The sequence below is a fragment of the Spirosoma endbachense genome, assembly GCF_010233585.1.
GTDB classification, from domain to species: domain Bacteria; phylum Bacteroidota; class Bacteroidia; order Cytophagales; family Spirosomataceae; genus Spirosoma; species Spirosoma endbachense.
The window spans coordinates 3,262,480-3,286,358 of sequence record NZ_CP045997.1 but is presented as its reverse complement, the minus strand read 5'-3'; the positions used below and the strand labels follow the sequence as shown (position 1 = coordinate 3,286,358).

The following is a 23,879-nucleotide window of genomic DNA, read 5'->3' as shown; positions in this document are numbered from 1 at the left end:
AAATATAGTGTAAAACCCGGAAAATTTGACATGTTCCGGGTTGTTTTCTTGCAAATATGATCAAAAACATTTATCAGCTTGCTGGTAAATGCGCAATTGGCTCAACAGAACCTTGTGTATTTACCTCCCGGCGGTCGGTTATATTGAACTTTGCCATCAATTCAGACGACACTTCGTTGGCATAAGTCCCCTGTGCCGAAACAAACACACCTTTCAGGCCGCCATTCGTCGTAATGGCATACAGGGTCATTTCATCACCGGGGTCGGACGTGCCTTCGAAACGGTGAAATTCGTCTACGTTAAATTCTTCACCGCGTAGTTTGGTTTCGGTGCTTTGTTCGACCAGAAAATCTTTCTTAGGAGCAAACTCATGCGTGTAGCCACGGCTGCGCAGGTCCTCCATCGCTTCAGTAAGGGTTTCAAAATGGTTCATAGCGTTGTAAGGAGTTATTTTTAGTAGGCTTTTCGCTCAAAAGCGTTGCCATGGCACGATTCTGAGCGAAAGACCTGGTATATATAGAACACAAAAACGAAGGGATAGTTTTTGTAATCACGATCGTATCGATTGGCCTCAATCTTGCACAGTTGAGTAAAAGATTAGCGGGATCAGGCTTCGGTATATAATTAGACTTTTTCGGGGAGCCAAACTCAACCGAAAGTCCTATATGTAAAAAATGAACAGTTAGTCTGTAAGTAGCATGAACGTATGAATTGATTGACCGTCTGTAAGATCTTATGCCAATGAATAGTTTCGTCAAAAGAGCCTGCCGACTGCTTACATTAGTTAGTTGCCTATCGGCCTGCAATACGTTGGATCCTGAATTTAACGCGTCGGTTTTTCCCGGCCGTATCCAGTTTTCGGCTAATCGACAGTACCCGGAAGGGGTTGCTTATTCGCCCGCGCTCGATAAATTTCTAGTCAGTTCAATCACTCAGGGAAAAGTTGGAACGGTCGATCAGAATGGTCGCTACATCGATATAAGCCCAATTGCTGATGATGCGATGCTCATCAGTGCGATTGGCATTAAAGTACGGGAAGGTAAACTCTATGTCTGCAATGGTGATTTGGGCGTATCAACCAAGAGTAAGCCAGAAACGACAGGCAAAACAGCAGGCTTGTTTGTGTATGATCTTGCCACAGGTCAAAATATCAAGCGGGTCGATCTGACCCAGTGGTTCCCGAATTCTGCTCATTTTGCCAATGATATAGCTTTTGACCCTAGCGGAAATGCGTACGTGACAGACTCGTTTTCCCCGGTGATTTATAAAGTCCCCGCCGATTCAACCCAACCCAGCATACTGGTCAATTCTCCCTTGTTTGCTGGAAATCAGGGCTTTAATCTGAATGGCATTGTCTATCATCCCGACAAATTTCTGATTGTGGCCAAATCCAACGAAGGGAGCCTATACCGGGTTGATCTGAATAAGCCGACCCTCCCTCAGCAGATAACCGGCCCAACATTGCTCAATGCCGATGGTATGGTTCTCTATAACAACGAGTTGTATATCGTGAATAATCGCAATCGGGTTTCGCGGGTGCGTAGTTCCGATGGATGGAATACATTCACTGTTGTGGAGACCGACACCAGTGGTTATGATCAGGCAACGACCAGTGCAGAGGTTAATGGTAAGATTTTCACGCTGAATGCCCGCATCGGTGAGGTAAATGCTGCCGTAGCGGCTAAGAATCCCAATCAACTACAGGCGAATGAGTATAGTATTCAGCAATTCAAACCGAGAGAAGGAGGGAATTAGAAACGTCAGCTACAAAACGGGGAATGGGTAATTAAGGTGAATATTCTACCTCAATTACCCATTCCCTTTTTTAGCTATTAACCAGATCAATCGGGCAGAACCTTTATCATGATGTCCTTGTAAAAGACTTTGCTTTTCGGGTCGTGGCCTTGCAGCGCAACCGTGCCCGTACTAAGCTTTTTCATTGACTTGCCCGTACTGATGCTGTCGGGTTCCATATACTCATTGATCGTCTTGTCATTGACCTTGATCGTCACTTTTTTGCCCTGCACAATGATGTGTTCGGTATACCACTCATTGTCTTTTACAAATACCTCTTTTACGTCCTGAAGACCATAAACGCTACCCGTTTTACGCCAGTCGGTGTGACTCTGGTTCACCTGGATTTCATACCCCTTTGACGGCCAGCCCGATGGCTGATAGGCTGTATGAATAAACATACCCGAATTCGAGCCAGGCGTTGTCATGACCTGTGCTTTCCACTCAAAATTTTTGAAATCGTGATTATGGACTGGACCCTCATAGAACAAGTGAGCGCGGGGACCTGCCACAACAATGGCGCCGTCCTGAACACTGAACGTTGCTGGACTCTCCTCGGTGATTTTCCAGCCGTTGAATGTTTTGCCGTCAAAAATGCTAACCCAACCATCGGCTGCCGGGCGAATGGTCAGATTCATAAAAATTCCGGCTAATCCGATTGCCAGAATGAACGAAAGTTTTCTCATGTGATAGAGTGCCATGTTTTGGAGTACTTAGGTAAGATTAAAAGAGTCAATCTTTACTCTTTTGCCGGTAAAAAAGATGAACAGGTCTACTCCGGTTCGCAACACGATCAGACAGGAAATGGACTGTTAAACAGTCTGCTTCCAACAAGCGTTACATTGTCTTACACGACTCGCGACACGTTATGAAAAAAGGATGGATCATTGCCCTGGCCGTATTGCTGGCCGGAGCAATCGGGGGGTATAGTTGGTATAGTAAACTCAAAAGCAACGCTGCCGCTGAGAACGGCCCTTACGATAATACGCTCAAACCCCGACTGGAACTTAGTCGATTTGATTTTACGGACATCAGCGACGATGCGATTACGATGAACATGTATATGCTGGTCGACAATCCGCTTCCTGTCGGATTTAAAGCACGCCAGCTTGACTATACGTTTTATATTGCCGATACGCCCGTGGTCGTTGACTCCTACAAAAAGCCGATTGAGGTCAAATCAGGAGATAGCACGCTCATTGTCATGCCTGCCAAACTATTTAGCAGGAAACTAACGAAGGTGCTGGAAACCCTGGAGCGCAGGAATATTGACAGTACTACCTACAAAATACGGGCTTCTTTTGCGCTCGATGTACCGATTCTGGGCGAAAAAATCTTTGCGGCCACAACCGAGCGACGGTTACCGACATATCACATTCCAACGATTAAGATTGAGGATATTGATTTCGGAAAACTTGGCTTCAAGCGGGCGGATGTAGCCGCGAAAGTCAATGTGAGGAATAAGAATAAATTTCCGTACAATTTTACGGACACTCATTATACGGTCACGATCGATGGAAAGCAGATTGCGGAGGGCGATCAGCCGGAACCTATCCTGATCAAGGCGCAGAGTACTACGCCCGTCGTATTTCCGGTAACCGGCAAGCCGGGGAAAACCCTGAGCGTGTTGCCCAAGATGCTTTTCGACAAAAAGGATACGCCGTATGTAATTGATTTTCGGTGTAAGGTTCTGGATAAAAATGATAATCCAATGTTTAAAAACAGCAAGTTTATTGCAACGATCAAAGGAACATTGGATGATTTTAAGAAGAAATGATGAAGCCATTTAAGCCGTAGACCAACTGCTTTTAGATGAACAAAGGCAGGCGTCAGCAGATTGCATACTTATGAAATCACATTACGATCTTATTGCTATTGGGGCTGGCTCGGCGGGCCTGGGGGTAAGTATTGCCATGAAGCGGCTCGGTTTTAACGTCCTGCTTATCGACCGTTATGACCATCGAATTGGGGGCGATTGCCTGAACGATGGCTGTGTTCCGAGTAAAGCGTTGATCCACGTTAGTCGACTGATTCATTCGGCTAAACGCTCGCAACCGTTCGGGTGGAAATCCGAAGGAAAGACAGATCTGGCGGCCGTAATGCAGTATGTACGGGAGCGTCAGGATAGTATTCGCGTTCATGAGAATGCCGCCTACCTGCGCGAAACCGAAGAACTTGATGTTGAATTGGGTACGGCCAGATTCGTTGGTAAACAGACCATTGAGATTAGCGGGGGTAACGGATCGCGGGTGGTTTCTGCCAAAAATATTGTCCTCTGTACCGGTTCAAAGCCAAAGACGCTGAACGCAACTGGTATCGATCAGGTAAAACTATACACCAACGAGACGATCTTTTCGCTCGAAACGCTGCCCGAACGGTTGCTGATCGTTGGCGCCGGGCCGATTGGTATTGAACTGTGTCAGGCATTTCAGCGGATGGGAAGCCAGGTAACGGTTGTGGGGGCAGAAGAGCGAATTTTGACAAAAGAACTACCTGAAGTGTCTGATCTTCTGCAGAAACGGCTGACAGAAGAAGGCGTGATCGTTAAACTGAATCGGAAAGTCAAGGCCTTTCATGATGCGAATTCGGTCGAACTACAGTTGGAGAATGGCTTAACGGAACTGATCGAATTTGATGCTGTACTGGTTGCTATTGGCCGTACGTTCAATTTTGATGACCTGAACCTTGCTGCTGCGGGTATCGAACTAAATGATAAGGGACAGATCAAACTCAATGATTACCTGCAAACTACCAACGAACATGTTTTTGCGGCTGGTGATGCCGCTGCCGGATTACCCGCCGGTCAGCGTTATTTCTCTCATGCTGCCGAATTACACGTGGCCACGTTGATTACGAATTTTATTACCCCCGGTCAGGTACTCGATAAAAAATTGAGCTACGACCATTTCTCGTGGGTGACGTTTACCGATCCGGAAGTAGTGACGTTCGGCTTGTCAGAATACGATCTAAAGACGCGCAAAATCAGCTACGAACGCATCGATTATGACTTCGCTCACGATGATCGTGCCGTGATCGAAGACTACGAATATGCCAGACTGATACTGTTTACCGAACCAACAGGTATCAACCCATTCAGCACCAAAATCTTAGGTGGAACCATGATAGCACCTAATGCAGGAGAATTAGCGCAGGAACTGATTCTGGCTGTTCAGCAAAAGCTGACCGCGGGCGATTTCTTTAACAAAATTTATCCTTACCCAACGGCCAGCCGTGTAAATAAATCGATCTGGGTCGATCATATTTCCGACAATCTGCCAGGCGTGGTCAGGAAGGCCGTAAAGTGGTTCTATTGATTCTTACCGGGCTACCAGCAGCCGTTTGGTCAGCGTTCCCTGATTGGTAGCCACATGAAGCACATACGAACCGGTAGGCAGCATGCCAACATTGAACCTTATGGCACCGGGAGTTAGTTGCGATGCATTGAGGACCAACAGGCGTCCCTGGGCGTCGGTCAGCGCAACCGATTGTAGGCTTCGGCTGATTCCGTCGGCCTCCAGAACGACTTCCGACGATGCCGGATTGGGATACAGTCGGGCATCGGAGAGACTTGGTTCAATAGCCGTGACGGTTTCCCGAAATACAGGCGCTACGGCAAAATCCCGCAGGAGCGTTGTGGTTTCGGTAGTCGCGTCGGTGCCGAACCAGTCGGTCAGAATAGCCGCATAGACTTGGCGAAAATCAGTCTGCATTTTCAGGTTATTATTATCCAGATCACTCAGGTTTGGGTTTTTACCGACCAATGGCGATTTGATTGCCGTACCGAAAACAAACATCGGGGCGGAGGTGCCATGATCTGTTCCCCGACTGCCATTTGAGATCGCCCGTCGACCAAATTCGGAGAACGTCATGCCCACTACCCGATCTTCAAGTTTCAATTTCCCTAAATCGGTTTGAAAAGCCAGAACGGCATCGGAGAGCGTTTTGAGGAGGTTGGCGTGCGTGCCAATGGTTGTGTCGGTAGCGTCTACCTGACTGGCGTGCGTGTCGAAACCGCCCAGTGTAACGTAATAAACTTTAGTTTGTAAACCACCACTGATGAGCCGGGCAATGATTTTCAGCTGATCGCCAAGTGCGTTACCGGTTGGATAGGTTGCCAGATTTTTCCCTTTTCCAGCGGCAGTCTTGATTTGCCCGGCATAACTAACCGAACTGGCCTGTTGCTGGCGGATGTAGTCAATTTGCGGCCCGGCATAGCCCGGAACGGTGCTTGTAGGATTGTTTGGTTTATCGCCAACCAGCCGGGCAAATGTATCCGGGTCCTGAAGGACAATGGCCATCGAGTCGGTTGGACCAAGCAGGGTTGTGGCCGTCACATAACCGATCTGAATAGCTGGCGGGTCCGGCATCTCGCTGGTCGGGTAGGCATCCGGGAAGTTAGGGAACCGTTTATCCAGGTAGCGACCAGCCCAGCCCGATGTGGAAGTCTGGCTCGAATCGACAGCGGTCATCCAGATATCACTGGCCCGAAAATGGGAGAAATTGGGCGTTGGATACGATACACCCTGAATGATGCTTAGTTTGCCGTCATTAAAGAGCTGCTGCATACCGGTCATGGATGGGTGTAGGCCCGTTCCCGAATAATTCTTCAGCTTTAGGGCCTTCGCTTCCGAAATAGCAATGTTTCCCCGAAAGCTCGACGAAGTGTATACACTCATTTGATCGAGCGGAATCACCGTATTTAACCCATCATTCCCTCCCTGCAACTGAATAATGATCAAAACCCGGTCGGTCTGATTGGCCAGATTGATTAATGACCGAACGAACGACGATGGCCGGGCAAACGCCTTTGCGCCATAGCCATCGATCAGAACGGGTAACACCAGCGACGAGGCCGCATATTGTAGAAAATTACGACGTTTCATAAGGATATGATTGACTGGTTAAATGATTGAATGATTGAGTGGTTGAATGATTGGACAGAGATTCTTCTATTCGATCATTCAGCCACTCAATCATTCAATCATTAACTTACCTGATACTCGGCCATGCGGAAAATGTACTGTAGAAAATTGGTCAGCTTCAGTTGAACGGCCTGTTTCTTGGCCGCATCGTTCGGATTTTTGACATAGTCGTTCCATTCGCCGGTCCATTCATAGCGCGGAATGGAGTTGAGCAGGATCGTATCGGTCAGAAAATCTTTCAGTGTTTGGGCGAGCGGAATGGCTAATAGCTGGGCTGTCATGTCGTTTACCAGCTTAGCCGGATCGGTTGGGTCCGACAGGGTTTTGACATAGCTCAGTATATCGACAACAGGTTTGCCCGCCAGTTTTAAAGCCCCGTTGGTGAGCGAATCACCGAAACTGCCACGCAGACCTAATGTTGTTGAATTAATCCACTGCTGGTAATATCCCGTTTGGTAGTAAGCCGTCCAGCCAAACACGGTTGGTGGGTCTAGCAGATCCTGTTGCTGCTCTTTCAGACGGGCGTATGCGTAATTGCCAACCTGATAAAAAGCCGTTATGTTCTGCTTAGGGTCGGGGGCCAGCATTCCCCAGAATCGCAACGTTCCCATAACCAGATCGGTTGGCGATTTGATGAGAGCACCCCGCAAATTCTCATCGAAAAAGTGCTGGCTCTGAAACAGGGCAGTCAATACAGGTTTGATCTCAAAATTGTTTTTTCTGAAGAGGTCGCCCAGGGGTTGAATAACGTTTGTTTCAATATCTGGTGTGATGTCCGAATTAACAAACCAGAGATAGAGCCGTCGGCAGATGTAGCGTGGTGTTTCCGCATTTCGAAGGATCATGTCGATCAGATCAGTCAACTCATCCAGCCCGGCACTGGCCACCGACCGCCCTTTGATGACGGTATTCTGATAGGTTGCCGAAAACGTTTTATCCGTCGTATCGTGCCGATTGGCCCGGAATGTACTGCTAATAGCGGCATTCACCGCGTCTCGATAGCCTATATCGGCCCAGCCAGTAAGCACTTTTGCCGCTACCCGAACATCATCTTCGGTATAGCCACCCTTGCGGCCGATGGTAAACAACTCCTGAAGCTCCCGAGCGTAGTTTTCATTGGCAGTTCCAACTACGTTTTGATTTCCGTTCAGAAACCGGAGCATAGCCGGGTCCTGCGTAATGGCTATTGTGAATGCCTTGAAATTTCCCAGTGCCTGTTGCCTGAGTAACGTATTATATCGATACATGTACCGATAGTCATTGACTGTTGCCGTATTGGTCACGAAGTGATTTGACCAGAACAAGGTCATTTTTTCAAGTACCGAAACGGGCTGGTTAAGCATAAGATTTGCCCACCAGTTTTTGATATACACATTTCGTTTGCCCGCATTTACCGTGTCGAACGGTTGGTCGTGAAAGACTTTGCCGGTTGTGAGATCCAGCGGAGGGTCAGGAGCTGGTTGATCGGCCAAAAGTTTGGTAACGATCTGGTTGGCCGTTTGGCCCGTCAGGGTTTTGATCTGTTCGGGAGTGGGGCCAAACGTCGTTCGCCGGAGCAAATGGCCGACTTGTGCTGCTGTCAGAGGTTGCGTATACGCATCGAGTAAAGCCACGGCATAGAAGAGTAAGGTCTTTAGAATAGGTCTGCAAAGCCATGACAATATACGACGATAAGGGTTTAGTTTGTTTGGGTTAATTAATTGATTTTTAATTAGTTAATTGAATTTATTTCTATTTTCGACTACTATTTGTTGGCAATAGTCTAATAGTATTAACTTAGGCGATGCCAATTTGGCCTGGATGGATTAAGCACGGAAAACAGTAGCGCGAAGCTGCCGAAGAGAAACGAAGTGTCCCAGGAGAATTACTGGAACAACGAAGCCAGGAAGCCAGATAAACGGAAACTTCAGAACGCCAATATTGGGCTGTTCAAAGGCTATTTGTTGTAATGGGGATGGTGCTGATAACATCGCATGAATCACGATATTGAGCAACAGGAGTAACGAACACACATTCCAGACAAATAGCCATCGCTTGGGCAGAATGGGTGTATTGAAGCTAAAATAAGCAATGACGGGCGCTGTCAGTCCAGCCAGAATATCGAAATTACGACCCTCGAAGGTCATGATTTCTGGAATCTGATGATGGATATATAAGCCGTAAAGTATTAACTCAACCAATACCCGGATGCTGTTCAGATAAGTAAGTGTCGAAAGGGGTAAGGCATCCAGAAACCGGCGGCCACCCGCCGAAACAAACAATCCGGAAATCAGTAGAAGTGGAACTAAAACAGCCAGGAAAAGACGGGGTGGTGTTGGGCCGAGCCTTGTAAAAAAGCCCTGTAAAGCTAACAGGCCAAGCAGGAACAGCCAGACAAACAGCCCGGCAAAAACGGCGACCGTTAAGCTGGGTTTAGCCAGATGAACAGCCCGAACAAAACCAGCTAACGTCAACGCGGTGATGATGGCGAAGCAAATAGACAGCCAGAAAGGTTGCTCGGTGGCGAGATAAGCTAAATTTGGTTGCATTGTTTCGATTGATTTAGTGTCGGCAGAATGGCCCGATGTTGCAAAGGAAACAATGACTAAAAGGTGGCTCCAATGTTTAAAAGCGCAAAATCAACGAATGGTAGCTGATTTTGCAATGAATGGTCAGACTAAAGTGGCTTGACGAAACCACTTTTTAAATTCAGCCCTGCGATAGCGACTAATGACAACCTGTTCGTAGGGTTGATTTTTGTGGAGAGCAGGCACCAGGTCGACAATAAGCTTCTGGTTACTATCATCCTGAACCGATCGAATTGCATTTAGATGTACGATAAACTGACGGTTAAGCTGAAAGAAAGCAGCAGGTAATTGGTTCTCCAGTTTATTGAACGAGTTATAGGCAGTCGTGACCTGCTGACCGTCTGCTCTGGTGAGTAACACCACTCCTCCAGTTGAGTAGAAGTAAGCAATCTCATCGGGTACTAAACGAATCTGCCGTGTTCCGGTTTCAATCAGAATGGATGAAGGCGATGAAGGGAGTTGTAGCTGCTTTAACTGAGCATTCACCTCATCGGTGCTCTGTTGCTTTTCGAGATAAATGGTTTGTAGTAAATATAGACCTACGTAGGCTCCATTAACGACGGTAGCAATGGTGGCACAAACAAAAACGCCTGATGTAACGATAGGCAGTGAAGGCCAGTTGCCCGAATAGAGCCTGATTGCGACTGGAAAGACTACCGAAAAGGTGAGCATAGTCGCTATACCACCCAGCAGAATCTGTTGCTGAACCCGCCTGACCGGGTTTCGGTAGAAAGGAGATCGTTGATCCAGATAGCGGAAAACGGCCAGATTGACTTCCCAGCAACTGAGCATTACCGTCGACACCGTGAGAAAGTAAGCCCACGGAAACTGGTAGCTGATTTCGTAAGGAAAGTGCCGATAAAATACCAGGTGGGATGCGACAAATGCAGCTACAGGTACTGCAATGAGTCGGGCATAACGGTGTTGCTGACGAGTGAGAGGAGCCATAGGGGCAAAAATAGCGCTATGCCGCATCCATTTTTAAACTAAAATCCCCGCAACGATCACATTACGGGGATTTTAATAGCTGAGCTAAAGTTGAATTTACAACTGTGGCTGTTCAAGCACGATGTTCTCATCTATATGGCCTGCTTTGCGGTTGCGCATCCAGAACCATAAGCCCGTGAAGGCAAAAATCAGAATAATCGGGAAGGTCATCATTGTAGACAGCGTAGCTTGTCCCGCTGCTAGTTCCAGCGCTGGTCCGGTAAGGCCCTTGGCTGCCGCTTCAGCGTGGTCTGCATCGATCCAACTCCCAATAAAAGGCTGGAAGATGGATGTAGACAGCATGCCGACCCCACCAATGATAGACATACCTAAGGCTCCGCTTAGGGGAACCCGCTGGGCAACAAAGCCAATCATGGTTGGCCAATTGAAACATACACCCAGACCAAATATAACAGCGGCCAGATAGGCTATTGGGCCCGTAACGGTGCTGAACATATAGATACCGACAGTGGCTAAGATCGCACCGCCAAGTAATACGCCCGTCTGACCCAATGCAGACACAACGGGTCCAGTGAAAAGCCTGCCAATCGTCATGACGCCGAACGTCAGCGCTAACACTAACATGGCATCAGCTCCGCTGCTGCCTAACACTACAGCTACCCACTGGTTAGGACCAAATTCGGTAATGGCTGTCAGCGCCATGCAGCAGAAAAGAGCGATATACAAAGGAGTTAACATAGCCTGGAAGTTTTTCGCCAATGAGGTAACGCCCTCCACTTTTGGCTTCGGGAACGCCTGGCCGAAAAACAGGAATGCATAGACCACGGTCGGCAACATAAGCACCCAAATCTGAGCCTGCCAGTTAAAGCCTCCTTCAGTCATAAACTTGGATATTAAACTACCGATCACAATACCTCCTGGAAACCACATGTGGAACCGTCCTAACATTTTGTTCAGCTTGTTGTTGGGATACATGTCGGCGATCATCGGGTTACAGGCAGCTTCCGTACAACCATTACCAAAGCCGATGAAGAACGTTGAGAATAACAGACCAGTGTATCCACCCGCATAAATGGTTAGCAGAATACCCAATGTATGCGCAACAACGGCAACCTGCATAATCAGTTTAGGCCCTACCGTGTGATAGACGATACCACCAATGATCATCGAAATGGGGAAACCAAAAAAGAACATTGAATTGATAAAGCCTAACTGCTCGGCAGTCAGCCCAAACTCAGTACCTAACTGAGGCAGAATACCCGCCCGGATACTGAAGGAAAAGGCTGTTGTAATAATGGCAAGGCAACTGGCCAGAAAGAGCCGCGAAGGGTTAACGGTTTGATTCATTTTGAAAGAAGGGGATTTAGTGGTTTGTAATCCGTTTAAAAGTTAAAGGGTTGTTGCTGGACAGGCGAGCGAAAAGAAGTGTTATCAGGAATTTATTGAAATTTATAGCCCTTATTTTCTGCTTCTTTTTGCTTTATCCAGTTGTTTGCTAAAGGCCGCTGGAAGAATAAACTCCCCGCAGCCAAGCTGTATTTGTGCAAAATTTCCGAAAAATAATAGAAAACAGCTAATTTCCGGCCGCAAAGACAAGAGTAGGTCCCTTAGAAGGGAGCCCTGGCGTAGTAAGATTACGATTTCTTTTTTTGCATTTCCCTGTTGTAGAGTCTGTTGGCGTCGGACTCGTGCAAATACTGCATAACAAAAACGCTTATGATCAATCATAAATTATCCTTTACGTACATTCAACTCTAACACTGATGCACAGAAAATTGCGAATGGGTATGGTAGGCGGGGGGCTTGATGCCTTCATTGGGGCCGTTCACCGACGGGCAGCTGGTTTTGATAATGAAATCGAACTGGTGTGTGGCGTCTTTAGCGCGTCGTCCGACAAGTCGAAAGCCACTGGCCATGCGCTCTATCTACCCGAAGACCGCGTTTATACGTCGTTTGAAGAGATGATCGAACGCGAGAAAACCCTGCCCGATGGTGTGCGCATGGACTTCGTATCCATTGTTACGCCTAATCATTTACATTTCCCTCCGGCCAAAATGGCCCTCGAAAATGGCTTCCATGTTATCTGTGATAAGCCGATGACGCTGAATCTGGAAGAGGCTAAAGAACTGGTAAAAATCGTAGAGAAATCAGGCCTGGTCTTTGGGTTGACCCACAACTATACGGGTTACCCGATGGTGAAAGAAGCCCGTGATATGGTCCGTAATGGCAAACTTGGGAAGCTTCGGAAAGTAGTGGTCGAGTATCCACAGGGCTGGTTATCGAAGAAAGAAGAAGATAACAATTACAAGCAGGCCATCTGGCGGACAGACCCGGCCAAGTCGGGAGCGGCTGGTTGCATGGGCGATATAGGTACTCATGCCGAAAATCTGGCCGAATATGTTACGGGCTTGAAAATAAGTGAATTATGTGCTGATTTGAGCACATTCGTGCCAGGGCGGCAACTGGATGATGACGGCAATGTATTGCTGCATTTTGAGGGAGGAGCCAAAGGCGTTCTGCACGCCAGTCAGATTGCCAATGGAGAAGAAAATGCCTTGAAGATCTACGTTTATGGCGAACTTGGTGGTCTTGAATGGCATCAGATGGAGCCCAATACACTGAAATACAAAACGCAGGAAGGGCAGCGGATCATCCGTCCAAACGTGGGCGATTTGTCGGCATCCGCTAAAGCGCACTGGCGGTTACCGTCCGGGCATCCCGAAGGCTTTTTCGAAGCATTTGCGAACATCTATCGCAACTTTGCCTACGCTGTGAAGGCACACATGGAAGGTCGTCAAGCCGATCCAGTTTACGACTTCCCTGGCGTTGACGATGGCGTTCGTGGTTTGGCATTCATCGACACGGTCATTGCCTCCTCAAAAACGGAGGAGAAATGGACGAAGTTTATAAATTGAATTATTGAATAATTAAGTGATTGACTGCCAGGATATATTGACAATTCAGTCACTTAATCATTCAGTTTACCCCACCGTATATGAAGATGAATAAAGTTGAGTTTGTACAGCACATGCAACTGCGTACCAAAGATTTTGTGCTGCGGAGCATTCGCTTATTTCGTTCTCTACCGAGAACAGAAGAAGCAAGGATTATAGGAAGACAATTCCTTCGGTCGTCAACATCAGTAGGCTCTAATTATCGAGCAGTTTGTCGAGCGAGAAGCCAGGCCGAATATTTTGCCAAACTTAGTATTGTTGTGGAAGAAACCGACGAATCTCTATTTTGGCTTGAAATACTGGTCGAGGCAGAAATTATGGCGGGAACCAAACTTGGCAGTTTGATGAACGAAGCAGCTGAATTACTTGCTATCTTTTCCACTGCTCGTAAAAACACCCCAAACGACAAGCGTAGGTAAGGCATTATTCAATCATTTAATCAATCATTAATTCAATCACTTACCCTTACATGCAAAAAATCAATGTTGGTGTCGTTGGCACCGGTTTTATCGGACCCGCACACATCGAAGCCCTTCGTCGTTTGCCAAACACGAATGTGGTTGCCTTGTGCGAAGTAACCCCCGAACTCGCTCGTCAGAAAGCCGATCAGCTCGGTATCGAACGGGCGTATACGTTCGACGAACTTCTGAAACAGGATGATATCCAGGTAGTGCATATCTGTACACCTAACTTCCTGCACTATCAGCAGTCGAAAGCAGCGCTGGAGGCTGGCAAACATGTGGTGTGCGAAAAACCGCTGGCCAAAGATCTGCACGAAGCCGAAGAATTGGTCAAACTGGCGAAAGAAACCGGCCTGGTTAATGCTGTTCATTTTAACCTCCGCTATTATCCACTGGTTCGGCAGATGAAAGTCATGCGGGAGCGGCAGGAACTGGGTGATATTTATTCCATTATTGGTTCATACTTGCAGGATTGGCTCTTTTACGATACGGATTACAACTGGCGTCTCGAACCCGATAAGTCGGGTGACTCGCGGGCTATTGCTGATATCGGCTCCCACCTGATGGACAGTCTTGAATACATCACAGGGCTGAAAACCGTAGCTGTCATGGCTGATTTCAACACCGTTCATAAGGTGCGTAAGAAGCCCTTGAAACCGGTTGAAACCTATTCAGGCAAAATGCTCCAGCCAGAAGATTATGCTGACGTACCCATTAATACCGAAGACCATGCCAACGTGCTGCTACGCTTCGACAATGGCAATCGGGGTGTTATTACAGTATCGCAGGTATCGGCGGGTCGGAAAAACCAGATGAAACTGGAAATTGCCGGATCGAAGAAAACGTTTGCCTGGAACTCCGAATCGCCGAACGAAATGTGGATCGGTAACCGTGACGGTGCCAATGAATCTTTCCTGCGCGATCCGTCGCTGGCTCACCCCGAAGCCCGGTCGGTTATCAGTTTCCCCGGTGGCCACAACGAAGGCTTCCCCGACACGTCGAAGCAGTTGTTTAAGGAGGTTTATGATGCGGTTGCCGCCGGAAAGCAACCCGAGAATCCAACCTTCCCAACCTTTGCCGACGGTTACCGCGAATTGCTTATCTGTGAAAAAATTCTGGAGAGCAACCGCAAGCAGGCTTGGGTGGAGATTTAAATGGCGAATCGTTAACTTTGGTGAAGTGTCGTCTTCGGAGGGATTTCACCAAAATTAAACTATGCAGCATATGAATTATCGGGAAATTATTTCGATCAACCCCACTATTTGATTTGGCCGCCCTTGTATTACAGGTACACGTATCAGTGTGTATGACGTACTGGGCTGGCTGCCGGTAGGAGTATCGATGAAATCCTGTATGACTTTCCGCAGTTGACTCGCGAACAGATCCTGGCTTGTTTGGCCTGGGCAGCTGATCGGGATCATCATGTAAAAGTTGTCGTTAGCGAATGAAGTTACTTTTCGACGAAAATATATTGTGGCGGATCGTTAAGAAAATTACGCACTTGTATCCTGATTCCGAATCGTCTGTTCGCCTGCAGCTGATTGGGCATGAAGATGATATGGTCTGAAAAACAGAAAAGCGTGAACGTTATACGATTGTAACGTTTGACGATGATTATCTAAATCTAAGTCAACTTAATGGTTTCCCTCCGAAAGTAATTTTTATTCGACCCGGTAATCTGTCAACACAACAAATTGCCGATTTACTTATTCGTAATCATAGCGTTATACAAATTTTTCTGACCGACCCCGACGAGGAGCGTGGTTGTCTGGAATTATTTGATTTCGCTCATTTCTAAGCCAAATCAACTAAATTTATTTTGATCTTATGAAGACAATGAAAGGGCCTGGCATTTTTTTAGCCCAGTTTCTGGGCGATACGGCCCCATTTAATTCGCTCGATACGATTGCCAAATACATGGCTGATCTGGGCTATAAAGGTATTCAGATTCCTACCTGGGACCCGCGTATGATTGACCTCAAGCAAGCCGCTGAGAGCAAAACGTACTGCGATGAGTATAAAGGTAAACTTAAAGACATTGGTGTCGAACTCACCGAATTGTCGACTCACCTGCAAGGGCAGTTAGTGGCCGTACATCCGGCCTATGGCCCCATGTTCGATGGGTTTGGTCCGGCCGAACTGGCAGGCAAACCAAAAGAGCAGCAAGCCTGGGCGGTTGATCAATTGATGCTGGCCGCAAAAGCATCTAAGAATCTCGGTCTTACCGGCCACGTTACCTTCTCAGGTGCGTTACTGTGGCCGTTCGTGTATCCATGGCCGCAACGTCCGGCGGGTCTGGTCGAGACGGGTTTTACGGAACTGGCTACCCGCTGGTTACCGATTCTGAATGCATTCGATGAAGCAGGCGTCAATGTAGGTTATGAACTGCACCCCGGCGAAGATTTGCACGATGGGATTACATTCGAGATGTTCCTCGAAAAAGTGGGCAACCACCCTCGTGCGGGTATCAACTATGATCCGAGCCACTTCGTGCTGCAACAGCTCGATTACCTCCAGTTCATCGATTTCTACCACGAGCGAATTTATGCCTATCACGTTAAGGATGCCGAATTCAATCCGACGGGTAAGCAGGGCATTTACGGTGGATTTCAGGGTTGGGTCGAGCGGGCCGGGCGTTTCCGCTCGCTGGGCGATGGACAAGTCGACTTCAGTGGTATTTTCAGCAAACTGGCGCAGTATGATTACGATAGCTGGGCGGTTCTGGAGTGGGAGTGCGCGCTGAAACATCCTGAACAGGGAGCCGCAGAAGGGGCACCATTCATCGAAAGCCACATCATCCGTGTCACCGAACGCGCCTTCGACGATTTCGCCGGAACCGGTGCCGACGACGCGTTCAATAAAAAGGTGCTGGGATTATAAGTTGAATTGTATTCTTGTTTTTTTACGGTGTCGGGTTTGATAACCCGACACTTCTTTTATATCAGTTGAAAAGAGAATTTATTAGCTATCGAAATCAAATGGTCGGATAATATGATTCATTATAACTTGGTAAATGAATTGGAGATGATCAATTGACATTCACGTTTGTCTATATAGAACTAGAAGACAGTCTGACAGTGCAGCAACTTGAAGATCAGCTTCATCGATAATTGAAGCCTTTATTTGGAAAACCAGGAGGAAATAACAGGATAACAATACCAAGGTAGCTTTTAAAACTTAACACGGCTAAAACTATGGCAGGTCAAGGTTCGGGAGGCAATGTACTTGCAGCTCTTTGTAGTTTTTTTATTCCGGGTTTGGGGCAGCTTTTACAGGGCCGCCTGTTGATGGCAATTTTGCAATTTGTTTTAGCTGCCGGTCTTTGGTTTTTTCTGATGGGCTGGCTAGTGCACCTTTGGTCTATTATTGATGCCGCCCGATATGATCCCGGTAGATGAACTTGCAGGCTTTTTTAGAAAGAGTCCTCAAAACTCAATCCCTTCTTCCGTTAACAATTCCGCTAGGTTCAATACCACATCATCCAGTACGGGGATCGTTACATCCCAATCCTGAGTGGTCCAGGGGGCGATTTGGGTGGCAACAAAAATCTTTCTGGGTTGGGTTGTAATCCAGATCACTCGCTCAACGCCGAAATCGAGCAGACGCTGCGTTTTTTCATAGACATAACCCGATTCTTTTCCTTCAAATTCTTCGGGTTCAATACGCACATCCACTTCGATTGCAATTTTGGGGGCCGTATCGAAGTATTTATTGGTTAGTATAATATTGGCTGCTTTATCGAAAATGGCAATGTCGTTTGATAGGTTATTGCCTCGGTCAACGTGTACACCGGATTCATTCGTGACGACCAGGTACTTTTTTCGATTTATAGTACGACCTAAAAACATAACTAAAGTCGCTACCAAAGCGGCCTGTAGTGAACTGCTTCCCATAATTTCGGCGGGTTTTTTCTGGCCGGCAATAACGGCCTTATAGTTACGGTAGTATAAAGGCCGACCGTTAAGTGTCTCGTAAATCAGGTACGATGGCACCTTCGACCTTTTCCGCTTTTTGGGGGCGATGGCTACAGCTACTGGCATGACTTTGTCGATTCGGTTCATACTTTGACAATACTACGCATTTTACCCGACGATTTATTGTAAAAATCCCCTTATCCAGCAGCATCTAAACGCCAGATAAGAGGATTCTTATGATCAGGACTTTCACCAGAAATCGTGCCACGGTTCCCGGCTGTTTTACTTCACTTACTTCATTTTCACAATCGTTACGCCCGCGCCACCACGGTCGGCGTGTTCGTCTTCCATTTTGCCAACCTGTTTGTAGCCACGCAGGTGATTCCGGACGAGTGTCCGCAGGATGCCGTCGCCTTTGCCATGAACGATTCGTAACTCAGGGTAACCCAGCATCAGGGCGTCATCGACAAAGCGGTCTACTTCGCCCAGAGCCTCTTCGCCCCGTTTGCCCCGAATATCGAGGTTGAAGCTAAAGTTCTGCATCTTCTCGTTCATATCCACGCCCTGACTTCGTGGGCGATCATCCTTCGTTTCGGTAGCGTCTTTAAACGTTTTCTTGCTGACCCGTTCAAGCCGGTTCAATTTTACATTCGATTTCAGATCACCAATCCGTATTTCGGCGTCTTTTCCGCGCAGCGACAATACCTGCCCAATTGCGTTCTGACCGGCAATACGGACGTAGCTACCTACCGCAATAGTGCCATTGTCGGTTTCAAACTCCTCTTCGGTTTGTTTCGGTGCATCGACAACCAAAACTTCCGGCTTCAATTCTTTTTGTTCAAACTGTTCCAGTTCCTGCCGAACCTGCCGGGTTGGATCGCGTTCTGCTTTGTTTTCCTTGATCTCGCGGATTGTGTTTTCAATCCGCTGATTAGCTTCCTGTACCAACGCTTTGGCTTTCTGCTTGGCGTTATTGAGCAACTGCTTTTGCTCGTTGTCCAGGCGGGTTTTCAAGGCTGTATATTCAGCCAGCTGCTGGGCAAGTTTTCGTTGGTTAATGCTGATTTCCAGATTTTTCTCTGAAAAGACGCGCTTTTCAATATCCAGCTCTTTCAGCAATTTCTCGAAATTCACCTGTTGATTACCCAGCTTCTCTTTTGCCCGATCGATAACGTTTTTGGGTAACCCTATTTTCTGGGCAATTTCAAACGCAAAAGAACTACCCGGTCTGCCGATTTCCAGCTGGTAAAGCGGTTCCAGATGCTCGCCATCGAAACGCATCGCTCCATTGATCAGGCCCGATGTTTTGTCGGCAAAAACTTTCAGATTGGTATAGTGCGTGTTGATGACACCATAAGCCCCCGACTTGTTCAGCTCCTCCAGAATCGATTCGGCAATGGCACCACCAAGACCGGGCTCTGTACCCGTTCCAAATTCATCGATCAGAAAGAGGGTCCGTTTGTTGGCTCCGATCACAAACTGCTTCATGGCCGTCAGATGCGACGAATAGGTGCTCAAGTCATTTTCAAGCGATTGTTCGTCGCCAATGTCGATAAACAGATTCTGAAACACGCCCATCTCTGAATAATCGGCCATTGGTACCAGCAAACCGCATTGCAGCATGTACTGGATGAGCCCAATGGTTTTCAGAGCCACCGATTTACCACCCGCATTCGGACCAGATATGATCAGAATACGCGTCTTTTCTTCGAGTCGAACACTCAACGGCACCACTGATTTGCCTTGTTTCTGAAAGGACAAGTGTAGCAGCGGATGGCGTGCATTCGCCCAGTCAACAAGTGGGCGTTCGTTCAGCTTTGGCATGATAGCTTCCAACTGCACAGCTAACTTCGCTTTCGCGCGGATGAAATCGATCTGAGCCAGAAAATTAATTGCCTTTCTCAGTTCATCAAGGTTTGGCCGGATCAGGTCTGTCAGCGCCAGCAGAATACGGTAAATTTCCCGTCGTTCTTCGTATTCCAGCTCACGGATTTCGTTGTTGGCATCAAAAACTTCGGCCGGTTCGAGAAAGACAGTCTGACCCGTTTGCGACTCATCGTGCACGAAGCCTTTAATCTTGCGTTTGTGTTCGGCGGCAATTGGAATCACCAGCCGTCCACCCCGAATGGTCAGGCTCAGGTCATCAGGAATCCAGCCATTTTGCCGGGCCTGCCGCAGAATACTGTCCAGCCGTTTGCGCAGATTGGCCTGTTCGCTGATAATACGCCGACGAATGCTGGCCAGCTCGGGTGAGGCAGAGTCGCGGACAAGCCCGCGATCATCAATGACCCGTTCGAGACCATCAGTCAGCTTTTTATCGACGCCTACCGGACCGGCCAGCTCGCGCAGGAATGGGAAACTTCGGTCGGAACCACCACTGTTTTCTTCGCGTTTCGATAGAAACTTCAGACAGTCCTGAATGGTGCGAAGTGCCAGTTTCAGATCAAAGAACTCGGTCTCTGTCAACGCAAGTCCTTCAACCCGAGCACGATTCAGGTGCGGGCGAACGTCAATGTAATTACTGCTTGGAAAATCGGGTTCATACTGAACGATCTGTTTAAATTCGTCCGTCTGACGCAGTAATTTATCGATCAGCTGAATATTATCCGTAAAGCGAATCTTCTCAACATAGTCCTGACCCAGCTGGCTGATACAGGCATCTTTGAGCCGTTCGCGAATGGTGTCAAAACCTAATTTTAGTTCTAGTGTATTGGGGTAAAGCATTTAATCAGAGAAAGGGCGTTATGAATAGCCTTTTACATAACGTTTTTAAGAAAAGGGAGGTTCGTTATAAAAATATCATTCGTTAAATGTGACCAACAATCCTATTGGTAAGTCATAAAGTTACTTATTGGGTTTTAGGCATCCAATAGTTTACATTTGAGTTAGTAATTAGTGATTTAGCTTAAATAAAAGACAACTCCAATTCACAACACTTGTACCTCTGACATGAATAATTACTTAGTGGTTTACTACAGAAACAGTGAGCCCACATTTATCTATACAGAAACGGTTGATACAGCTCGTACATACGCCGTATCCATGGCGGCTGGCCAAAAGAATGCGAAGAATGATGTGTTGTCAATCGTCGAAGTGGCAACCGATAAAATTATTTATTACGGAAAAGGCAAAAATTTAGTGGGTGAGCTAAATGCGGTGGCACGTCAATCTCTACTAGACGGATTTACCAGTAGTTCTCTGGTCAAGTCATTCCTGAACTGGATCGGCATAAAATTTTTCAAATCAGCTGTTTAGAAGAGGTTTGTAGTAATTTTTTTGGCAGAAAGACTGATTATAGTAATTATTGCTCAATAAGGATTCGTAGACTGATAGAATAAAATAGCACCTATGTGGCTGCGCTGAACACATTTTATAGTTGGCGCAGCCTTACTATGTAGGGCCGTAGCATTAAATTCCACCTGATCGTTTAAAAAGTCTACTATCAGCCAAACTCTTTTCTGTATGTTTGGGGACATACTAGACTATTATGATTTCGCGTAACTTATTTCCATTCCTGGCAGCAATCTGTCTGTCTACGTTTATAGCCCGTGGCTTATCTGGATGCCAATCCAAAGGGTCCGATACGGCCGAAACAACAGACTCGACGGCTGTGACAGATGCGCCCAAAGCCGGGAAACCAGCTGAGGCTAAAGCCGAAACAACACCCACGGTTGATCCGGCAAGCATTCCGGCCAATAAAATCGCCGATGCGGCAACCATTCTGGCGCGTCCTCAGGTTCCGATTCTTTGTTATCACCAAATTCGCGACTGGCGGGCCAGTGATTCGCAAACGTCGAAAGATTACATTATACCCGTAGCGGCTTTCCGCGAGCAAATGCAGATGCTGGCCGACAGCGGTTACCATACCATATTGCCCGATCAGCTTTATGCGTATATGACCACAGGTGCACCGTTACCTAAAAAGCCGGTCATGCTTACCTTCGATGATGGCGACCTTGATCAATACACCGTTGCGGCTCCAGAACTCGAAAAACATGGCTTTAAGGGTACGTTTTTTATCATGACGGTTGCTATTGGCCGACATGGTAAGCAGCCCTACATGGATAAGACCCAGATCAAAGATCTGTCGGATCGCGGCCATACGATTGGGGCGCATACGTGGGATCACCACAACGTAAAAAAATACCAGGGCGACGACTGGAAAATTCAGATTGAAGAGCCTAATGCCAAACTGGAAAGCATTGTCGGTAAGCCGATCAAATACTTCGCGTATCCGTTTGGACTTTGGAATAAAGCGGCCCTTCCTGAGTTGCAAAAGCGGGGTTATCTGGCAGCCTTTACGCTGGCTGACAAGCGCGATGACCAGATGCCGTTGTTTACAGTCCGGCGCATTATTGCGGGTGGGCAGTGGAAAACGAAAACCATGTATCGGAACATGATCCAGAGTTTTGATGATAAATAATAGTGGGCTTCCTCCCAAACGAAGAAAGCGGCAGAGCAGCCGCTTTCTTCGTTTGGGAGGAATTCGTACAAAAGTTTAGTTTACTTTCGCTCATAAAATTAAACCCTTCCTACAACTGATGACTAGAAAATTTCTGCTTTCATGCCTGCTTCTGGCAGGTCTATATCCGGCTGATGCTCAGGTAAATCCTCCCCGTCTGATCATTCGTGGTGATGACATGGGTTATTCGCACGCGGGCAATGAAGCGATTCTGAAATGCTATAAAGACGGGATCGAAAAATCAATCGAAGTACTTGTGCCTTCGCCCTGGTTTCCGGAAGCCGTCGAGATGCTGAAACAGATTCCGAATGCGGACATTGGCATTCATTTAACACTGACCAGCGAGTGGGATAATATTAAGTGGCGACCGCTGTCCGACTGCCCCAGCCTTCGCGATGCTGATGGCTATTTTTACCCCATGGTTCGCCCAAACAAAAATTATCCTAAGCGTTCGGTGGTAGAAAATGACTGGAAACTGGCCGATGTAGAAAAAGAATTTCGGGCTCAAATAGAGCTGGCGTTCAAGAAAATTCCCAAAATAAGCCACTTCTCCGGCCATATGGGTTGTACCAGTCTGAATGACGAGGTGAAAGCACTTGTTAAGAAGTTAGCGCAGGAATACCATGTTCCTCACTACGATATGAGCCTGGCCAAGTCGGGAGTTACCTATACGGGTTATATAGGGGACCATGCGACTTTTGAAGAAAAACTACAAAGTTTTACGAAGATGCTCGAAAGCCTCGAACCTGGGAAAACCTATCTGTTCGTCGATCATCCTGGGCTTGATACGCCCGAAGTGCGGGCCATTCATCACATTGGTTATGAGAACGTTGCTATTGACCGCCAGGGTGTAACGGATATCTGGACCAGCCCACGTGTGAAAGAACTGATCAAAGTCAAAGGTATTCAGCTAATTGGCTACAATAACCTGACTAAATAAACGAAAGCGGGGCCAGGATCTGAAACCTGACCCCGCCAAAGCATCTGGCAATAGAGATTACTCAAACCGTCCTGCCCATTCGATACCAGCAACTATATGCGGCATTGCGTTTGGGTCTGTGAAGGTTTCGTTGGTATGCCCCATGCCCGTATAAAAAACACGCCCTTTCCCAACCACATTGGTCCATGAAATCGGATGATCACCACCCATCGCTTTAGGCCAGGTTGCTTTATAAGAGGCTTCGTTCAACGTCAGTAATACCTGAATGCTGTCTTTTCCCCGAACGCTTTGTTTGAAGTTATACCATTCATCGGCTTTCCGCCATTTGGCGGGTAAGTGCTTTGTGGTAGGGTGCGTACGGATGTCGGTAATTAGCTCAGCCTCAGGCGTATGTTCGGGATACAGGGGGTGATCGCGGAAGTGCGTACCCAACAGGTGATCATACCAATCCCAGCTATACTCGGTGTCGGAGGCTGCATGAATACCTACGTAACCACCACCATTTTCGATAAAGTTTTCGAACACTTTTTCCTGATCCGCAGTCAGAATGTCGCCTGTAGTGGAGAGAAATACAACCACTTTGAACCGACGCAGGTAATCATCAGTGAAAAACGCACCGTTCTCCGTGGTTCTAACGTCCCAGCCTTTTTCCTTTCCAGCTTTTTTCAGTGCTTCGATACCCGGCTCAATCGATTCGTGGCGGAAACCGTTGGTTTTCGAGAAAATCAAAACGCCTTTATCACCAACCTGGCCAGGATCGGCTGGTCGAACGGTGTCGAATATGGGCTTTTGCCAGGGAAGCTGACGGGTAACATACATGCCAAACACAACGAACCCACCTACTAACAGAGCCAGAAATAAGACCAGGCCCAGTAGGATTTTCAGGAATTTACGCAGCATAAAGGGTAGATTGTTAA

At 47.4% G+C, this 23,879-nt stretch carries 20 protein-coding genes and 2 pseudogenes; 12 read left to right on the top strand and 10 right to left on the bottom strand.

The window, feature by feature from the left end; genetic code table 11:
* Positions 1 to 73 precede the first annotated feature (73 nt).
* Positions 74 to 433 carry a hypothetical protein gene (locus GJR95_RS13070; protein ID WP_162386285.1) on the bottom strand — a complete coding sequence of 120 codons (360 nt, stop codon included), beginning with the start codon at positions 431 to 433 and terminating at the stop codon, positions 74 to 76.
* Between the two features lie 308 nt (positions 434 to 741).
* Here GJR95_RS13070 and GJR95_RS13065 point away from each other — a divergent pair, with 308 nt between their 5' ends.
* Positions 742 to 1,755 (top strand): SMP-30/gluconolactonase/LRE family protein, encoded by a 1,014-nt coding sequence (locus GJR95_RS13065; RefSeq protein ID WP_162386284.1) that lies wholly within the window; start codon positions 742 to 744, stop codon positions 1,753 to 1,755.
* A gap of 86 nt (positions 1,756 to 1,841) precedes the next feature.
* On the opposite strand, the gene GJR95_RS13060 is transcribed toward GJR95_RS13065, so the two are convergent.
* Complete coding sequence (locus tag GJR95_RS13060) at positions 1,842 to 2,480, bottom strand: 3-keto-disaccharide hydrolase (RefSeq protein ID WP_162386283.1); 639 nt, start codon at positions 2,478 to 2,480, stop codon at positions 1,842 to 1,844.
* A 182-nt stretch (positions 2,481 to 2,662) separates the two neighbouring features.
* Here GJR95_RS13060 and GJR95_RS13055 point away from each other — a divergent pair, with 182 nt between their 5' ends.
* Complete coding sequence (locus GJR95_RS13055; protein ID WP_162386282.1) at positions 2,663 to 3,571, top strand: LEA type 2 family protein; 909 nt, start codon at positions 2,663 to 2,665, stop codon at positions 3,569 to 3,571.
* A 70-nt stretch (positions 3,572 to 3,641) separates the two neighbouring features.
* On the top strand, positions 3,642 to 5,108 hold the full coding sequence (locus GJR95_RS13050; RefSeq protein ID WP_162386281.1) for a dihydrolipoyl dehydrogenase family protein: 1,467 nt from the start codon (positions 3,642 to 3,644) through the stop codon (positions 5,106 to 5,108).
* A 3-nt stretch (positions 5,109 to 5,111) separates the two neighbouring features.
* Here GJR95_RS13050 and GJR95_RS13045 read toward each other — a convergent pair whose 3' ends face one another.
* The 5 genes from GJR95_RS13045 to GJR95_RS13025 form a co-directional block, all read right to left on the bottom strand.
* On the bottom strand, positions 5,112 to 6,677 hold the full coding sequence (locus GJR95_RS13045; RefSeq protein WP_162386280.1) for a DUF1501 domain-containing protein: 1,566 nt from the start codon (positions 6,675 to 6,677) through the stop codon (positions 5,112 to 5,114).
* Positions 6,678 to 6,778: 101 nt separating this feature from the next.
* Positions 6,779 to 8,329: a DUF1800 domain-containing protein gene (locus GJR95_RS13040; protein WP_162386279.1), complete on the bottom strand. Its 1,551-nt coding sequence runs from the start codon at positions 8,327 to 8,329 to the stop codon at positions 6,779 to 6,781.
* Between the two features lie 192 nt (positions 8,330 to 8,521).
* Positions 8,522 to 9,244, bottom strand: coding sequence for a hypothetical protein (locus GJR95_RS13035; protein WP_162386278.1), 723 nt, complete (start codon positions 9,242 to 9,244; stop codon positions 8,522 to 8,524).
* 123 nt (positions 9,245 to 9,367) lie between these two features.
* The gene (locus tag GJR95_RS13030; protein ID WP_162386277.1) at positions 9,368 to 10,231 is read right to left on the bottom strand and encodes a LytR/AlgR family response regulator transcription factor; all 864 of its coding nucleotides are present in this window, start codon (positions 10,229 to 10,231) and stop codon (positions 9,368 to 9,370) included.
* A 96-nt stretch (positions 10,232 to 10,327) separates the two neighbouring features.
* Positions 10,328 to 11,578, bottom strand: coding sequence for an MFS transporter (locus GJR95_RS13025; protein ID WP_162386276.1), 1,251 nt, complete (start codon positions 11,576 to 11,578; stop codon positions 10,328 to 10,330).
* A 434-nt stretch (positions 11,579 to 12,012) separates the two neighbouring features.
* Between GJR95_RS13025 and GJR95_RS13020 the strand changes: the two genes are divergently transcribed.
* The 6 genes and pseudogenes from GJR95_RS13020 to GJR95_RS12995 all read left to right on the top strand — a co-directional run bounded on the left by GJR95_RS13020 (position 12,013) and on the right by GJR95_RS12995 (position 16,526).
* The gene (locus GJR95_RS13020) at positions 12,013 to 13,146 is read left to right on the top strand and encodes a Gfo/Idh/MocA family protein (RefSeq protein WP_162391689.1); all 1,134 of its coding nucleotides are present in this window, start codon (positions 12,013 to 12,015) and stop codon (positions 13,144 to 13,146) included.
* Positions 13,147 to 13,226: 80 nt separating this feature from the next.
* Positions 13,227 to 13,604: a four helix bundle protein gene (locus GJR95_RS13015; protein ID WP_162386275.1), complete on the top strand. Its 378-nt coding sequence runs from the start codon at positions 13,227 to 13,229 to the stop codon at positions 13,602 to 13,604.
* A 50-nt stretch (positions 13,605 to 13,654) separates the two neighbouring features.
* Positions 13,655 to 14,800 (top strand): Gfo/Idh/MocA family protein, encoded by a 1,146-nt coding sequence (locus GJR95_RS13010; protein WP_162386274.1) that lies wholly within the window; start codon positions 13,655 to 13,657, stop codon positions 14,798 to 14,800.
* Positions 14,801 to 14,924: 124 nt separating this feature from the next.
* Positions 14,925 to 15,094, top strand: a pseudogene (locus tag GJR95_RS42795) (DUF433 domain-containing protein); the annotation flags it as partial.
* Positions 15,091 to 15,444: pseudogene (locus tag GJR95_RS42085) on the top strand (DUF5615 family PIN-like protein). The pseudogenes GJR95_RS42795 and GJR95_RS42085, both read left to right, overlap by 4 nt.
* A 29-nt stretch (positions 15,445 to 15,473) precedes the next feature.
* A complete protein-coding gene (locus GJR95_RS12995; RefSeq protein WP_162386273.1) occupies positions 15,474 to 16,526 on the top strand; it encodes a sugar phosphate isomerase/epimerase family protein in 1,053 nt (350 codons plus the stop codon).
* Positions 16,527 to 17,071: 545 nt separating this feature from the next.
* On the opposite strand, the gene GJR95_RS12990 is transcribed toward GJR95_RS12995, so the two are convergent.
* Together GJR95_RS12990 and GJR95_RS12985 are read right to left on the bottom strand one after the other, a co-directional pair.
* A complete protein-coding gene (locus tag GJR95_RS12990; RefSeq protein WP_232541174.1) occupies positions 17,072 to 17,707 on the bottom strand; it encodes a Uma2 family endonuclease in 636 nt (211 codons plus the stop codon).
* Positions 17,708 to 17,851: 144 nt separating this feature from the next.
* Positions 17,852 to 20,284, bottom strand: coding sequence for an endonuclease MutS2 (locus tag GJR95_RS12985; RefSeq protein ID WP_162386272.1), 2,433 nt, complete (start codon positions 20,282 to 20,284; stop codon positions 17,852 to 17,854).
* Between the two features lie 225 nt (positions 20,285 to 20,509).
* On the opposite strand from GJR95_RS12985, the gene GJR95_RS12980 reads away from it, so the two are divergent.
* The 3 genes from GJR95_RS12980 to GJR95_RS12970 all read left to right on the top strand — a co-directional run bounded on the left by GJR95_RS12980 (position 20,510) and on the right by GJR95_RS12970 (position 22,962).
* Positions 20,510 to 20,815, top strand: coding sequence for a hypothetical protein (locus tag GJR95_RS12980; protein ID WP_162386271.1), 306 nt, complete (start codon positions 20,510 to 20,512; stop codon positions 20,813 to 20,815).
* A 232-nt stretch (positions 20,816 to 21,047) separates the two neighbouring features.
* Positions 21,048 to 21,983 carry a polysaccharide deacetylase family protein gene (locus GJR95_RS12975; protein ID WP_162386270.1) on the top strand — a complete coding sequence of 312 codons (936 nt, stop codon included), beginning with the start codon at positions 21,048 to 21,050 and terminating at the stop codon, positions 21,981 to 21,983.
* 118 nt (positions 21,984 to 22,101) lie between these two features.
* Positions 22,102 to 22,962: a polysaccharide deacetylase family protein gene (locus tag GJR95_RS12970; protein WP_162386269.1), complete on the top strand. Its 861-nt coding sequence runs from the start codon at positions 22,102 to 22,104 to the stop codon at positions 22,960 to 22,962.
* A 57-nt stretch (positions 22,963 to 23,019) separates the two neighbouring features.
* On the opposite strand, the gene GJR95_RS12965 is transcribed toward GJR95_RS12970, so the two are convergent.
* Positions 23,020 to 23,862 (bottom strand): ThuA domain-containing protein, encoded by an 843-nt coding sequence (locus GJR95_RS12965; protein WP_198424840.1) that lies wholly within the window; start codon positions 23,860 to 23,862, stop codon positions 23,020 to 23,022.
* Positions 23,863 to 23,879: the final 17 nt, after the last annotated feature.